General features: G+C 69.7%; 11 protein-coding genes. 6 read left to right on the top strand and 5 right to left on the bottom strand.

The annotated features are described in order from the left end of the window. Positions 1–50: 50 nt before the first annotated feature. Positions 51–2,567 carry a serine hydrolase gene (locus ACIHFB_RS33055; RefSeq protein ID WP_400128876.1) on the bottom strand — a complete coding sequence of 839 codons (2,517 nt, stop codon included), beginning with the start codon at positions 2,565–2,567 and terminating at the stop codon, positions 51–53. A gap of 225 nt (positions 2,568–2,792) precedes the next feature. Here ACIHFB_RS33055 and ACIHFB_RS33050 point away from each other — a divergent pair, with 225 nt between their 5' ends. The 3 genes from ACIHFB_RS33050 (at position 2,793) to ACIHFB_RS33040 (ending at position 5,168) form a co-directional block, all read left to right on the top strand. Beyond that, positions 2,793–3,548, top strand: coding sequence for a GPP34 family phosphoprotein (locus tag ACIHFB_RS33050; protein ID WP_210588856.1), 756 nt, complete (start codon positions 2,793–2,795; stop codon positions 3,546–3,548). Positions 3,549–3,897: 349 nt separating this feature from the next. Further along, positions 3,898–4,755 carry a helix-turn-helix transcriptional regulator gene (locus ACIHFB_RS33045; RefSeq protein WP_365276066.1) on the top strand — a complete coding sequence of 286 codons (858 nt, stop codon included), beginning with the start codon at positions 3,898–3,900 and terminating at the stop codon, positions 4,753–4,755. Positions 4,756–4,958: 203 nt separating this feature from the next. After that, on the top strand, positions 4,959–5,168 hold the full coding sequence (locus ACIHFB_RS33040) for a DUF397 domain-containing protein (protein ID WP_210588858.1): 210 nt from the start codon (positions 4,959–4,961) through the stop codon (positions 5,166–5,168). Positions 5,169–5,267: 99 nt separating this feature from the next. Here the strand turns inward: ACIHFB_RS33040 and ACIHFB_RS33035 are convergent, their stop codons facing one another. Further along, on the bottom strand, positions 5,268–6,107 hold the full coding sequence (locus tag ACIHFB_RS33035; protein WP_400128875.1) for a hypothetical protein: 840 nt from the start codon (positions 6,105–6,107) through the stop codon (positions 5,268–5,270). Positions 6,108–6,359: 252 nt separating this feature from the next. Here ACIHFB_RS33035 and ACIHFB_RS33030 point away from each other — a divergent pair, with 252 nt between their 5' ends. Both ACIHFB_RS33030 and ACIHFB_RS33025 read left to right on the top strand, forming a co-directional pair. Continuing rightward, positions 6,360–7,145, top strand: a complete 786-nt coding sequence (locus ACIHFB_RS33030; RefSeq protein WP_400128873.1) for an SDR family oxidoreductase — start codon at positions 6,360–6,362, stop codon at positions 7,143–7,145. A 147-nt stretch (positions 7,146–7,292) separates the two neighbouring features. After that, on the top strand, positions 7,293–8,867 hold the full coding sequence (locus tag ACIHFB_RS33025; RefSeq protein ID WP_365276056.1) for a sodium:solute symporter family protein: 1,575 nt from the start codon (positions 7,293–7,295) through the stop codon (positions 8,865–8,867). A gap of 19 nt (positions 8,868–8,886) precedes the next feature. On the opposite strand, the gene ACIHFB_RS33020 is transcribed toward ACIHFB_RS33025, so the two are convergent. Beyond that, the gene (locus tag ACIHFB_RS33020) at positions 8,887–10,002 is read right to left on the bottom strand and encodes an ADP-ribosylglycohydrolase family protein (protein ID WP_365276053.1); all 1,116 of its coding nucleotides are present in this window, start codon (positions 10,000–10,002) and stop codon (positions 8,887–8,889) included. Between the two features lie 162 nt (positions 10,003–10,164). Further along, entirely contained in the window at positions 10,165–12,990 is a 2,826-nt protein-coding gene (locus ACIHFB_RS33015; RefSeq protein WP_400128872.1) for a tetratricopeptide repeat protein, read from the bottom strand. Positions 12,991–13,126: 136 nt separating this feature from the next. On the opposite strand from ACIHFB_RS33015, the gene ACIHFB_RS33010 reads away from it, so the two are divergent. After that, positions 13,127–13,633, top strand: coding sequence for a DUF2165 domain-containing protein (locus ACIHFB_RS33010; RefSeq protein WP_365276048.1), 507 nt, complete (start codon positions 13,127–13,129; stop codon positions 13,631–13,633). Here ACIHFB_RS33010 and ACIHFB_RS33005 read toward each other — a convergent pair. Next, positions 13,630–14,172, bottom strand: a complete 543-nt coding sequence (locus ACIHFB_RS33005) for a hypothetical protein (RefSeq protein ID WP_400128871.1) — start codon at positions 14,170–14,172, stop codon at positions 13,630–13,632. The genes ACIHFB_RS33010 and ACIHFB_RS33005 overlap by 4 nt on opposite strands. Between the last annotated feature and the right edge of the window lie 101 nt (positions 14,173–14,273).

Raw genomic sequence — 14,273 nt, 5'->3', positions numbered from 1 at the left:
CCCGGGTGGGGCCGTACGACGGGCCACGGCAGAGGACAGCACGCCCGGGATCAGGTGAGGCGCGTCAACTTGTCCGTGAAGCCCGGCTCGGCGAGGTCCGTCTGAAGCGCCACCGGCACCTTCACGGCACCGGCCGTGCCGCCGTCGCCGACGGTGAGTGTGCCGACCTTGGTGCCGGCCTTCGCGGTGTGCGGTACGGCGTCGGCGGTGAAGTCCAGCTTGACCTTCAGGCTGGACCAGCCGACGGCGGTGACGTCCTTGGTGGCGACGACCGGGGTGTGGCCACCGAGGCCGTCGTCGACGTAACCGACCACTTCCCCCTTCTTGATGATGGTCGCGGCCTGCAGGGCGCTCTGGGCGGCGCGGATCAGCTTGTCGCCGCCGTCGAGTGCGGCACTGAGGATGGTGTTCTCCGGGCCGCCGGCGGGCTGTCGGACGACCGCCCCGATGATGGTGCGGGTCTCGCCGCCGACGTCCTTCTTCGCGGCGAAGACGAGGTTGCCGAGGGCGGAGGTGGTGGTGCCGGTCTTGATGCCGACGACGCCGTTCTTGCCGACGAGCTGGTTCCAGTTCGAGCGGTTGACACCCTTGTAGTCGTCGTACGACATCATCGCGGCGACCTCGCGGAAGGCGGGTTCCTCCATGGCGGCCTCGGCGAGCTTCACCTGGTCCACGGCGGTGCTGACAGTGGTGTCGTTCAGCCCGGAGGGGTCGGTGTACGTCGTATTGGTCATGCCGAGGTCCTCGGCGGCGGCGTTCATCTTCTCCACGAACGCCTTCTCCGAGCCCACGTCCCAGCGGGCGAGGAGACGGGCGACGTTGTTGGCCGATGCGATGAGGATGCTTTCCAGCGCCTCGCGTTGGGTGATCGAGTCGCCCGCGGTGACGTCGACGGTGGACTCCTGGCCGGCGTCGGACTGATCCTGCGCGGTCTGGTCGATCTTGATCTTCGGGCCGTCGTCGCCGCTCTTGAGCGGGTGGTCCTTGAGGATGATGTACGCCGTCATGACCTTGGCGACGCTGGCGATGGGGACCGGCTTCTGGTCGCCGGAACTGCCGAACGTGCCGATGCCCTGGACGTTGAGGGCGGCCTGCCCGTCGGAAGGCCACGGGATGTCGACCTTGCCGCCCTCAAAGGTGTAGGCGTCCTCGGCGGTGAGCGCGAGCTCCGGCGTCGGCAGCGGGCGCACAGCCTGTACGACCGCAAAGACGATCGCCAGCAGCAAAGCCAGCGGCGTCCAGATCTTGACCCGGCGCGCAGCCGTCCGCAGCGGTGTCTGCGGGGGCGGCGGCGTGTTCGTCAACTCCGCCAGCAGATCCAGCGGCGGCTTCGGCGGCAACGGCTGCTGCGTCGTCCGCTCCGGCCCGACCTGCGGCACGGCCTTGGTTGCGTCCGGCGTCGCCGGCTTCGCCGCGTCCGGACGCGGCTCGTCGAGCGGCTTGAGCGCGACGAACTTGCTGGTGCGCTCGACTTCGGCCTCGGGCGGGCTGCCCGCGCCGGGCTTGTCGCCGTCCTCGGGCACGGACGGCTTGGGCGCGTCGCCCAGCTTCAGCATGGCGGTCGGCTGATCGACGGCGGGAGCGGAGGGCCGCACGGCCTTGAAGACGGCGGTGGGCTGGTCTACGGGGGGCTTGTCGGCCTTGGGGGTGGCGTCGGCATCGGCATCGGGAGCCGCGTCGGCGTCGTCCTCGTCGGTGCCGGTCGCGTCCTGCGGCTCGGCGCCAGCCTCCGGCTCGGCTTCGGACTCCGGCTCGGCTTCGGACTCCGGCTCGGCTTCGGACTCCGGCTCGGCTTCGGACTCCGGCTCGGCTTCGGACTCGGCCGCGGCCTCACCCTCGCTGTCGCTGCCGGCGTCGCTCCCGGAGTCGGCGCCCGTCTCGGCGTCGACCTCGGCTTCCGCCTCGACCTCACCAGCGGCCTCGTCACCGCCCTCCGCGCCCTCATCGGCGCCCTCGGACGCCTCCGCGCCACCATCGGCGCCCTCGCCGTCTCCCGACGTCACCACGCCCCCGGCGTCGCCCTCCTCGGACGTCACCGCGTCAGCGGCCTCGGGGTCGTCCGCCCCGGCCACCCAGGCCGCCACAGCCGCCCGCAGCCGGTCCTCACCCCCGGCATCCGCGCTGTCGCCTACAGCGTCGTCGGCGTCACCGGCAGCATCCGCCACGTCACCGGCACCATCACCGGCGTCACCGGCGTCATCCGTCCCGTCACCGGCGGAAGAATCCTCCGGACCGTCGGAAGAGCTCTCCTCGCCGGCAGCCGCCTCGCCCTCACCCTCGGCCTCCGCCTCGCCCTCGACCCCCCGCACATCCTTCGGAAGATCCCGTACCGAGAAGATCTTCGTCGCCGTGTCCACGCCACCACGCGCCTCGGGTTCCGAGGACGACACGGACGCCGAGGACGACGACGTCGCGGCCCCCGCGTCCCGTGCCACCGCGAGCCGCGGATCGACGGCCTCGCTCCTGGCTTCGGGAACCGGACTCGCGCTCCCCGGCGTCGGTTCTGCCGACGACTCGCGCTGCTTGGACCTGTCGGGGGACTCGCCCGCCACCGATGCCTCCTCCATGCGCCGCACGGAACCTTCCGCACGCGTACCGAACCGTGAATCGTCGCCCGGACACCGCATCCCTACCCCTGTCCGAACCATGTACCAGTGTCCTGTGTGGGGGCTTACCCCCTGCGGTAGACGAGAACGACATACCTGCCGGTTCCACTACATTCCGGTCACGCACTCTCGACAGACCAATGTGAGAGGGGTCACCCTGTCATTCATCCACGCGGGGAGGCATGGATGGGCAGGAGCCGCAGAACACTTCCGGAGGAGCTTCTGTTGCTGGCATTGGACCCGACCACGGGTACCACTGCACAGCCGCAGTCGCTCGACCTTGGTCTGGCCGGAGCACAGCTAGTGGAGCTGGCGCTGGCCGGACGGATAGCCCCAGACGGGGATCGTATCGCCGTGGTGTCCCCACGGCCGACTGGAGATCCGACTTTGGACTGCGCGTTGGAGTTGCTGCGAAGGCGCGGCGCTCCGGTGCGGGCGGTCCACTGGATTGGCGGGCCGCGTCTAGGCCTACGCCAGACCTACCTCTCGCATCTGGAGCGGTGCGGCATGGTGCATGCCGTGGCGGGCCAGATGTGCGGAGTGCTGCCGACGACTCGCTACCAAGCGAGTCAGACCGAGATCAGCCGGGAGATCAGATCCCGACTGGACTCCGCGATCCGTACCGGCGTCCCGCCGGACCCGCGGACCGCGGCGCTCGCCGCTCTGGCGCACGCGGTCGGCCTCGGCAAGCACCTGTATCCGGGCAATGAGGGACGCTCGTCCCGCTCCCGGCTACGGGACCTGATCAGGCACGACCCGATGGGCGGCCTCGTGGCGCACGCCGTGATGGACGTCCAGAACGGCGTGGCGGCCCAGCCACGCCGCAGCCCGGCACCGGCCGGCCGCCAGGCCGCCCCCGGTGGCAGGCCCGCACCGGAACCCGCGCGCGGCGTTCCGATGCAACCGCACCGCGGTTCCATGACGCGTGTCGTGGCCCACTGAGCCGCAGTCCCACGACACGAGCAGCACCACTCGAACCGCAGCAACACCGCACCACCGCACCACGCACATCAGCGCCGCACCGCATCCCCCGGACCGGTACGGGAGCCGCTGGACCGCGCGGGGCAACGAGGCCGCACGTCCTGGACGACGACGCGGTCTCACCGCCCCGCGCGGTCGTGCGTAACGGTGTCCTCGTGCCGCGCCACCCGGCGCCACCCGCGTTTGAACTGGCGTGTACCCGCCCGTATATCCACCGTTTCCCAGCGGTAAGAAGCACCTTGGTGGCAGTCTGCTCAACAGCAGATACGCAAAGTGGCAAGCAAGGCACGCAGCCGGAGGTGCACGTCCCGTGGCGTCCAATGTCAATCCCACCGTCAGGCGACGCCGGCTGGGCCAGGAGCTGCGCAGGCTCCGTGAGCTCAAGGGCATGACGGCCGAAGAGGTGGCGGAACGGCTCCTGGTCTCCCAGTCGAAGATCAGCCGGCTGGAGAACGGGCGACGCAGCATCAGCCAGCGCGACGTCCGCGATCTGTGCGGGGTCTACGAGGTGGAGGACCACCGGATCGTCGACTCGCTGATGCAAATGGCCAAGGACTCCCGCCAGCAGGGCTGGTGGCATTCGTTCGGTGACATCCCGTACAGCGTGTACATCGGGCTGGAGACGGACGCGGCGAGCCTTCGGGTGTACGACCCGCAGGTCGTCCCCGGTCTGCTCCAGACCCGGCCGTACGCGGAGGCGCTGATCGCGGGCGCGCTGCCGGAGACGGCGGCGGCCGATGTCGACAAGCGCGTGCAGGTGCGGCTGCGTCGGCAGGAACGAATCACCGCCCCGGACAACCCGCTCCGCCTGTGGTCGGTCCTGGACGAGGCGGCGCTGCGCCGGCTGGTCGGCAACCGTTCGCTGATGCGCGAGCAGTTGGAGTACCTGGTCGAGCAGTCCCAGCTGCCACACGTCACCGTGCAGGTGATCCCCTTCGAGATGGGCGCGCATCCGGGCCTGAACGGCCAGTACGCGATCCTGGAGTTCCCGGACGCGTCGGACTCCAGCGTCGTCTACATCGAGGGCGTCACCAGCGATCTGTACCTGGAGAAGGCGAACGACGTGCAGAAGTACGCGGTGATGTACGAGCATCTGCGGGCCCAGGCGCTGAATGTGGATCAGTCCCGGCAGTTCATCGCGGACATCGCGAAGGAGTACGCCCGCTGAGTGTCCCCGGGCCCGTCCTGGGCAGAAGGCGGCGCACAGTACACCGTCGCCCAGCCAAGATGGAAGCCCCATTGGAATATGCCATCCAGTCGAGTGAATGGTCGCTTCATCAGCCGATGTTGGCGAGTAGCGTCGATCACGCCATCGAGTAACACCGATTGGCGCAATCGCAGCAACTCATCAACTGGCAATGCGGAGCGAACATGGCAATTCGTCAGGGCGCCACGGACACGTGGACCAAGTCCTCGTACTCCACGGGAAACGGCGCGTGCGTCGAAATCAAGTCACCGGTTCTCGCGGCCATGGCCGTCCGGGACTCCAAGGTCCCCGAGGGCCCCACGCTCGCCTTCCCGGCGAACTCGTGGAACGTCTTCGTGGCTCAGGTCGGCCGGGGGACTTTCGACCTCGGCTGATGCGGCACCGTCTCTCACAACTCCATAAGCACCACAGGAAGAGCCCTCTCGACTAGCCCGCCGTCCTTGCCGAGGGGGCTCGGCTTTTGCCCTCTCCCGCTACCTCAGCCGGTCCACGTACCTGTCCGTCCCCGGCACGGTCGGAACGAACGGCGCCACCAGCTCCACCCTCCCCAGTCCGGCCTCCCCGACCGCCGTGTCGAGCCCGGTGAAGTACCCCTCCCAGCACTCCCGCGGATCCGCCTCCAGGAACCACAGCAGGGTCAGCCGCGTATCGACGCCCTCGACCTGCTTCACGTACGACATCCGGTCCCCCGGCAGCGGGGTCGGCCGGAAGACCGTCACCATCGCCGCCGGTGAGCCCGCGAGCCGCTTCGGCAGTCGGCGCGCACACAGCCACTCCAGCAACTCGGCCCGCTGCCCGGCCGATTCGGCGTCGATGACCTCGACGACCAGTCCGGCGTAGGGGTGGTCGAGGGCATGGAAGTCCCGGGGCCCGGCGGCACCGTCCCGGTACACCGTCGCCTCGTGGTCCTGGAACGCCGTGAAGACATGCGTACGGTCCTGATAGACGCGACCGTCGCGGTTGAGACGCTTGTTGATGCCGACGGTCCACTTCATGTGGTCGTCGTGGCGTCCGTCGGTGATCCAGTACGTCGAGAGGTAGCAGCCGGCGGTGACCGGCTGGGCGATCGCCGACTTCTCGGGGTAGCGAAGGAGTTGGAGGTCACGGGTGGCCACCCAGCGACGGCCGGCGTACATCCAGGGCATGGCCATCGCGCCGGCGTAGTAGTGGTCGTCCTCGTACCAGCGGTTGTAGGCGTACTCATGCCCCGGGTGCGGTTCGACCATGGTGATCAGGGCGTGGCCCGGGTGGACACCGTACGGGCCTACGGCGGCCAGCTCGGCGTAGGTCTCGCTGCGGGTGTCGTCGCTCATGCGGTTCCCCTTTCGTACCGTCGCCCATACTCTGACGCTTCGTCAGATAGAGCGCCAGGGCCTGTCCTGAGTTCCCCGTCGTCCGCGCGGCGCGCGGGCGCAGCGGCGTTCGGTGCGTGCGATCGGCGTGCGGTGTCGCAGGTCATGTGGCGGAGCCACCTGTCCTGCGGCGCCGTGCGGCGAGCGTGCGTGCCGGGCGGCGGGGCGCAGGCGGGGAACTCAGGACAGGCCCTGGAGGCGGGAGGGATCGGGATGTCACTGCTCGCGGGTAAGACGGTCGTGGTGTCGGGGGTCGGGGCCGGGCTCGGGCACCAGGTCGCGGCGGCCGTCGTACGGGACGGGGGCAATGCCGCGTTGGGAGCGCGGACGGAGGCGAACCTCGCCAAGAGCGTCGCGGAGATCGATCCGGACGGGGCGCACACGGCGTACCGGACGACCGACATCACCGACGAGGCGCAGTGCGAGGCGCTGGCGGGGCTGGCGCGGGAGCGGTTCGGTGGGATCGACGCGGTCGTCCATGTGGCCGCCTGGGACGGCTACTTCGGGGGTCTGGAGGACGCGGACTTCACGACCTGGCAGTCGGTGATCGACGTGAATCTGCTGGGGTCGCTGCGGATGACGCGCGCCTGTCTGCCCGCACTGAAGGAGCGCGGGGGCTCGGTGGTGTTCATCGGGACGCAGTCGGCGGTGGCGGCGCCCTCGCAGGTGCGGCAGGCGGCGTACGCGGCCTCCAAGGGGGCGCTGACGAGTGCGATGTACTCGCTGGCCCGGGAGCTCGGGCCGGCCAGGATCCGGGTGAACACCGTGCTGCCGGGGTGGATGTGGGGGCCGCCGGTGCAGGCCTACGTCCAGTTCGCGGCGCATACCGAGAAGGTGCCGGAGGCGGACGTACGGCAACGGCTGACGGATCGGATGGCGCTGCCGGAGCTGGCCACGGACGGGGACGTGGCGGACGCGGCGGTTTTCCTGGCGTCGGACCGGGCACGGGCGATCACAGGGCAGTCTCTGCTGGTCAATGCGGGTGAGCTGATGCGCTGAGCCATTTCCCGGAGTTCATATCCATGAACGCAGGTCATCAAGGAGAACATTTTTACTCTCCCTTGACCTGACGCTTCCTTGTCGTGCCCGCGTAAACGCACTCACGATGAGCGGGCCGTTCACATGGCGGACTCTGGAAGGGGGCTCATGAACAGTCTCGACTGGGCCGTACTCATCGGCTATTTCGGTGTGATGGTCGCCATCGGCGTCTGGTCGCACAAGCGCGTGGACAACGTAAGCGACTTCTTCACGGCCGGCGGGAAGATGCCCTGGTGGCTCTCCGGCATCTCGCACCACATGTCGGGCTACAGCGCGGTGATGTTCACCGGCTACGCGGGCATCGCCTACACCTATGGCGTCACGTCCTTCGTGACGTGGTCCTTCCCCATCGCCATCGGTATCGCCATCGGGTCGAAGCTGTTCGCTCCGCGGATCAACCGGCTGCGGTCACGGCTGCATGTGGCGTCCCCGCTCGAGTACCTGAAGAACCGCTACGACCTCAAGACCCAGCAGGCGCTGGCCTGGTCCGGCATGCTGCTGAAGATCGTGGACGTGGGCGCGAAGTGGGCGGCCATCGCGACGCTGCTGTCGGTGTTCACGGGTGTGTCCCTGAACCAGGGCATCCTCATCACCGGCTGCATCACCGCCGTCTACTGCACCATCGGCGGTCTGTGGGCGGACGCGCTGACCGAGCTCGGCCAGTTCGTCATCCAACTCCTGGCCGGTGTCGCGATGTTCGTCGCGGTGGTCATGGAACTCAACGACAAGGGCATCGGGTTCTTCGGCGCCTGGGACGAGCCCGCGCTCCAGGGCCACGGCGAGCCGCTGGTCGGACCGTACGGAACCGTCTTCCTGCTCGCCTTCCTCTTCATCAAGCTCTTCGAGTACAACGGCGGCATGCTCAACCAGGCCCAGCGCTACATGGCCACGGCCACCCCGCGCGAGGCCGAGCGGTCGGCGCGGCTGTCGGCGGTGCTGTGGCTGGTCTGGCCGGTGGTGCTGTTCTTCCCGATGTGGATGTCGCCGCTGCTGGTCCAGTCGCAGAAGACGGACGGCTCCGACTCGTACGGCCTGATGACCGAACAGCTCCTCCCACACGGCCTGTTGGGCCTCGTCATCGTCGGGTTCTTCTCGCACACCATGGCCATGTGCTCCTCCGACGCCAACGCGATCGCGGCCGTTTTCACCCGGGACGTGGCGCCGGTGCTGTCGAAGCAGGCGCGGGCGTGGGGCGAGCGGTCCGGCCTGATCGCGGCCCGGGTGACCACGGTCGTCTTCCTCGGCCTGTCCATGGCGGTGGCGACCCAGGTCAACTCCCCCACCTTCAAGGACATCATCACCGTCGTGATCAAGTGGGTCGCCGGTCTCATGGGCCCGATCGCGATCCCGATGATGCTGGGCCTGCTGCGCCCGTTCCGCCGCTCGGGACCGACGGCCGCGCTCACCAGCTGGGCCGCCGGACTGCTCGCCTTCTGGCTGGTCAACTACCCGATCAACTGGAGCGTCGAGGGCGGCGTCCCGCTCCAGTACCAGGTGTCGATCCCGCTGGCCGTGTCGCTGGTCCTGTACATCCTCATCGGCTTCCTCAAGCCGGAGGACACCCCGGAGCGGCTCGCGATCATCGAGAAGATCAACACCGACGGCGACGACGCGGCGGCTGCCGCCGTACCGGCTCCGGCGGGTGCGGGGGACGACGTGGTGCGCACGACGACAAAGGACTGAGCCTCAGGACCGCAGACCCTCAGGCCCTCGGATACCGCGTGATCCATCCGGGGGCCGAGCCGGCCGGGCCGTGCAGCGCGGGCCCCTGGGTCATCTCCATGGCGAAGTCGTCGGCCAGTTCCAGGATCGTGGGACGGCCCTCCAGCTCGGCCAGCCAGGCCGGTGGGAGGGCCGTTTCGCCGTGCAGGGCGCCCAGCAGGCCGCCGGTCAGCGCGCCGGCCGCCCCCGAGGGCCCGGCCTGGTTCACGGCGAGGCAGAGCCCGTGCCGGACGTCCTCCCCGACCAGCGCGCAGTACACGGCCGCGGCCAGCAAACCGTCGGCCGTCCCGTCCCCCGCCAGTTCCTCGACCCGCGAGGGCGTGGGCATGCCCTGTCGTACGGCACCCAGGGCGTGCTGGAGGGAGTCGGAGACGGGTTGGTGCCCCGGACGGGCGGCGAGCAGCGCGAGGGCCCGCTGCACGGCGCCGTCGAGGCCCTCGCCGCGGGCCAGGGAGTGCACGATCACGGCGTACGCGCCCGCGGACAGATAAGCGGCGGGGTGGCCGTGCGTCTGCGCGGCACACTCCACGGCGAGCTGCACGACCAGCTGCGGCTCCCATCCCACGAGCAGCCCGAAGGGCGCGGAACGGGCGGCGGCCTCCGGCCCGGTCTCACCGGGGTTCCTGGGAGCGTCGAGCGTGGCCATGTTGTCGTCCCCGAACCCGACGATCAGGGAGCGCGCCGGGTCCCGCCGGGCGTACAGCCACTCCTCCCGGGCCAGCCACCCGTCGTCCTTGCGCCGCTCGTCGGGCCCCCAGTCCCGCTGCGTCGCGGCCCATCGCAGATACGCCCGATGCAGATCGGTCGGCGGATGCCAGGCACCGGTGTCCCGGCGCACCTGGGCGCGTATCAGCCCGTCGACGGAGAACAGGCTGAGCTGGGTGAGATGGGTGACGGCCCCGCGTCTCCCGTACCCGTTGGCAAGATCGACGAGCCCTTCGGCGCCGTACGCCGCCCGGATCTCCTCGGTCGAGAGCCCGTCGACGGGCGCCCCCAACGCATCCCCCAGCGCCACGCCGAGCAACGTCCCACGCACCCGACTCCGAAAGTCCTGCTGCTCGGCACGTCCCCAGACGGCCCCGGCTGTCGCACCCACCAAGACCTCCCCACGGCATCGCCCGGATATATGACAGCTCAGCACTGTAATCGACCGGGAACGGTCGGTTCAGGGGGCGGATCGATATGCGAGATGTGAACCGAGTGATCGGGAGTGATCTCTTATGGGCGGGGTTCGGGGAGTGCGGACTGGGGCCGGCCGCTACTCAACGGACTGGGGCCAGGGCATTTCACGCGCCGTCGTCAGCTGGGCGAGTACCGGATCGAGGGCCGTTGCGTCGGCGCCGGGGAGATGTCGTAGCCGCTCGACGAGCTCGACCAGCTGGTCGAGGAGTCCTCTGACCGGCGCTTCCATCCGGATGACGTCCATTGGGTTCATGGGCTGGGAGGCCACGAGTGCGAGGAAGTGTGCGGTGTCTGCCAGGGCCTCCGCGAGGAGACCCTGTTTCAGGAGGAGTGCGCCTCGATAGCCGTATGCCATCGCGTAGTCGGGACTCAGTTCAAGGGCACGGCTCAACTCCGTGCGGGCTTCTTCGAATCGCTCTACGGCGTCCAGTGCTCTGCCGCGCCAGGCGAGCACCCGGGCGTCGAGGGGCTGTTGCTGCTTTGCCCGGTCCAGGTCGGCCAACGCCGAATCGCCATGGCCGAGTTGCAAATGCAGCATCGCCCGTTGGCAGAGGGCCCATCCGTAGTCCGGAGCGAGTTCGAGGGAACGGTCCAGATCGGTGAGCGCCTCGCCGTGGTGGCCCATCGTGGCCCGGCAGGCGCCGCGGCTCGCGTAGGCCGAGGCGTACTCGTCGTCCAGCTCGATCGCCCGGTCGAAGTCGGCGATGGCCTCCTCGAAGCGGCGGGAGGCGGTCAGGGCGTCGCCCCGCTCGCAGTAGAGCCAAGGGCTGTCCGGACTCAGCGCGACCGCACGGTCCAGGTCCGAAAGGCGCCGCGCATGGTCGCGCCGAGAGCGCCGGACACGTGCCCGGCGGACCCACGCCCAGACGTACTCCGGGTCCAGTTCCAACGCCCGGTCCAGATCCGCGGCCGCCGCATCGAGCTCGCCGAGGCTGTGCTTGGCGGCGCCCCGGGAAGCCCACGCGAACGCTCGCGTCCCGTGTATCCCGATCGCCTGGTCCAGATCCCTGACCGAAGCCTCGTAGTCCCCCAGCAGCCGCTGGTACTCGCCGCGCAGCATCAGGGTGGTCGCCTTGCCTGGGGCGAGTTCGTCGGCTCGGGAGAGGTCGGCCACGGCAGCGGCGTAGTCGCCTTCCTGAGCTCGTGCGTACCCCCTGCCGTGGTACGCGGCCGCGAGGCCGGGATCGAGTGCCAGAGCGCGATCGAACTCGATCAGTGCCCGGGCATGGTGTCCGGCCCCTCCGAGTTCCACGCCCCGCAGCTGACAGGCCACGGCCTGCCCCCGGGTGTCGAAGCCGCCCCGGGCCAGCAACACACCGAGCGCTTCGAGCACGCCGCCCCGCTCGATCGCCTCCAGCACGTCACGCCCCCAGGCACCGATGGCCTCCGCGCCGGCGTCCTCCCCGGCCTGCACCAGGGCCTGCGCCCACTGCCGGGCCACCACGTCGCCCTCCCCGCAGGCGTCCACGGTGTCCCGCAGGACCACCGGCAGAGCAACTCGCGGTTTCGCGCACAGGAGGTGGTACGACTCCGTGAGCCGTACCTCCCGCCATCCTTCGTCCACCCACAACTCATCGGAGGCCAGGTCCGTTTCGGCCTCCACCCGCCACCGCTCGAACGTCTCCGCGAGACGCGCATGGCGCTCGGCCCAGCCCCGAGGGGAGCGCAGCCGCTGCAACCGCAGCATCGGCCCCCGCACCACGTCGTGGTACTGCGCCTTCTCCCCGCGCTCGCTGACGAACGGCATGCCTCTCAGCCAGGTGAGAAGCGCATCGACCTCCTCGTCCGCGCAGTCCACGACGGCCCGGAACACGTCCGCGTCCAGCCACCGGGGCAACGCGCAGACCAGGGCGACGGCCTGACGTACCGGATCCTGCTCCCACTTCAGGAACCTTTCCACCGCCGAGGCGCTCGGGTCCCCCACGTCGTCCGGATCGACGGGCCGCGCTTCCGCGAGCGTCGACACGAGGACCGGGAGTCCGCCGGTGAGCCGGAGTACCTCCTCGACGACCGGCCGATCCACCACACCCTTGCTCGCGAGCAGCCCCCGCGCCTCTTCCTCCGTGAACGGCCCGAGCGGCAGGTCCGTCATGAGGTCGGAGCAGGCCCCCCAGCGGGCGGTGTCGAAGGGACGTCGGCCGGCGGTGACCACGACGACATGGCCGGGAAGAGTGCCGTACCGGTCGCTCGTCATCACGTCGTGCAGCCAGCCGTCGAGAAACGGGCCGGTCCGCTCGTAGGTGTCGAAGAACAGGACGATCCAGGGCAGGTCGGATGCGGCGTCGGACAACTCCGTCAGCAGCACAGGGGTCAGTACCCGCTCCGGCGACAGCACCAGCTGCACGTCCTCCTGGTTGCGGAAGCGTGCGCTGAGACCTGCGCGGACTCGGTCGGCTCCTCTGGCGAGTTGATCGGCGTCCAGCACACCGGTGAAGGCGCCCACTCCCGGCACCAGTCCCAGCCCGACCAGCCCGGCGCGCGCAATGGCCGAACCGCCTGCCGACGGTCCCTCGGGCTCGGGGTCGACCAGGGCGGCCGTCTCGGCCTCGTGCCGCCGCTCCCGGTGCGCGGCGAGCAGCCGCTCCAGTTCCTTGAACTTCTGGCCCTGGCCGGCGAATTCGCGGCTGATCGCCGCCATCGCCTCCGGCACGCTGCCGACGCGCTCGTCGACGTACGCGGTCAGCGCCCCCTTCTCGCGGGCCAGTTGCTCGAGCTCCCTGACCAGGAACGTCTTTCCCACCCCGGCCTGGCCGTGCACATGGAAGAGGAACCGGTGCCGCTCATCCTCCGGCGGAAGGTCGAGGTTCTGCCGGAACGCCGCCCGCTCGTCACTCCGCCCCACGAACCCGGCCCGCCTGCGCTGCCGGATCAGCTCCTGCATCGACGGCCGCGTCGGCCTCATCCGCTCCACCCCCGTAGCCCGTCCGTCCGAATTCTGGCAGCAGTTCGTCCGGCTTGCCCGAACTCCGGTTTAGGGGACATCGTTTCCAGCTCGATTGACCTGGAACACTCCGCCCCGCTTCGGGAAGATGACGACCATGCCTAAAACATCCCCACGAAGCGCCCTCCATCTCACCGCCACCCTCCTCACCGCGACCGTCGCGCTCTACATAGCGCTCGTCGCCTTCGGGAACATCACGGACTTCGGGACGAACCAGCAGTTCGTTCAGCATGTCCTGGCGATGGATACGACGTTCAAGGACGACGACCTGATGTGGAGAGCCATCACCAGCAAGGGACTTCAGAACACGGCGTACGTGGCGATCATCGTCTGGGAGACGGTCGCCGCCCTCGCCCTCAGCTACGGAACCTGGCTCTGGTTCCGCCGCGACGACCCCCGCGCCCGCCGCTTCTCCACCTACGGCCTGCTGATGGTCATGGTGCTCTTCGGCGCCGGGTTCATCGCGATCGGCGGGGAGTGGTTCGCGATGTGGCAGTCGGGCGACTGGAACGGGCTCGACGCGGCGACGCGGGCGTTCCTGTTCAGCGGGGTCGTGCTGCTCGTCGTACAGCTGCCCATCGGCCGGAGCGAGCAGAGGGACTAGCCGACGACCACGACCGTCGTCCCCTGAGAGCCGAACGTCCACACCGCCGACCCGTCGGCCTTGCGCATCCGGATGCCGCCGGTCTGGGTGCCGGAGGCCGGCGGGGGTGAGGAGCCGTCCACGGCGTTGGAGAAGGCGATGTTGAGGCCGGACTTGGTGGCGAAGTACACGATGTTCTCGATCGCCACCCCGTCCGAGCCGGTCGTCGCGTCGCGGCGGGAGACGACGGAGTAGGTGCCGGGGTCGGGGGCCACCGTCCCCGGCCAGACCGCGAAGGTGCGGCGGGCGGCGGCGCTCGCGTCGACGAGCCATACCCGGCGCTGTCCGAGGGAGTAGACGATGCGCCGGCCGGTGCCGGAATCGTCCGGTATCGCGGCCGGCGCGGAGGCGGAGGGCTTCGGCTGTGCACTCGCGGACGCGCTGGGCCGCGCCGCCGTCGCCGTGGGACGCGGGCCCTTGTCGGCCTGTACGGCCAGGACGGTGACGGCGGCGATCGCTGCCACCGTCAGAGCGGTCACCCAGACCTTGGGAGCAGGCACGGGCACGCATCTCCTCAGCTCACCGACAGGGTCGGATCATCGTACTGCGGGGCTCCGGCCTCCTACTCCTGCCTCCTCCTCCAGCCTCCTGTTCCTGCCTC

It is taken from the genome of Streptomyces sp. NPDC051963 (assembly GCF_044593495.1).
GTDB lineage: Bacteria > Actinomycetota > Actinomycetes > Streptomycetales > Streptomycetaceae > Streptomyces.
The sequence above is the reverse complement of the archived record's forward strand: the minus strand, read 5'-3'. Positions and strand labels throughout refer to the sequence as shown.

Bases quoted from the DNA above. Each gene is read 5' to 3' on its own strand.
- ACIHFB_RS33055 (WP_400128876.1), bottom strand. From the start codon at position 2,567: ATGGAGGAGGCATCGGTGGCGGGCGAGTCCCCCGACAGGTCCAAGCAG.
- ACIHFB_RS33050 (WP_210588856.1), top strand. From the start codon at position 2,793: ATGGGCAGGAGCCGCAGAACACTTCCGGAGGAGCTTCTGTTGCTGGCA.
- ACIHFB_RS33040 (WP_210588858.1), top strand. From the start codon at position 4,959: ATGGCAATTCGTCAGGGCGCCACGGACACGTGGACCAAGTCCTCGTAC.
- ACIHFB_RS33035 (WP_400128875.1), bottom strand. From the start codon at position 6,107: ATGAGCGACGACACCCGCAGCGAGACCTACGCCGAGCTGGCCGCCGTA.
- ACIHFB_RS33030 (WP_400128873.1), top strand. From the start codon at position 6,360: ATGTCACTGCTCGCGGGTAAGACGGTCGTGGTGTCGGGGGTCGGGGCC.
- ACIHFB_RS33025 (WP_365276056.1), top strand. From the start codon at position 7,293: ATGAACAGTCTCGACTGGGCCGTACTCATCGGCTATTTCGGTGTGATG.
- ACIHFB_RS33015 (WP_400128872.1), bottom strand. From the start codon at position 12,990: ATGAGGCCGACGCGGCCGTCGATGCAGGAGCTGATCCGGCAGCGCAGG.
- ACIHFB_RS33010 (WP_365276048.1), top strand. From the start codon at position 13,127: ATGCCTAAAACATCCCCACGAAGCGCCCTCCATCTCACCGCCACCCTC.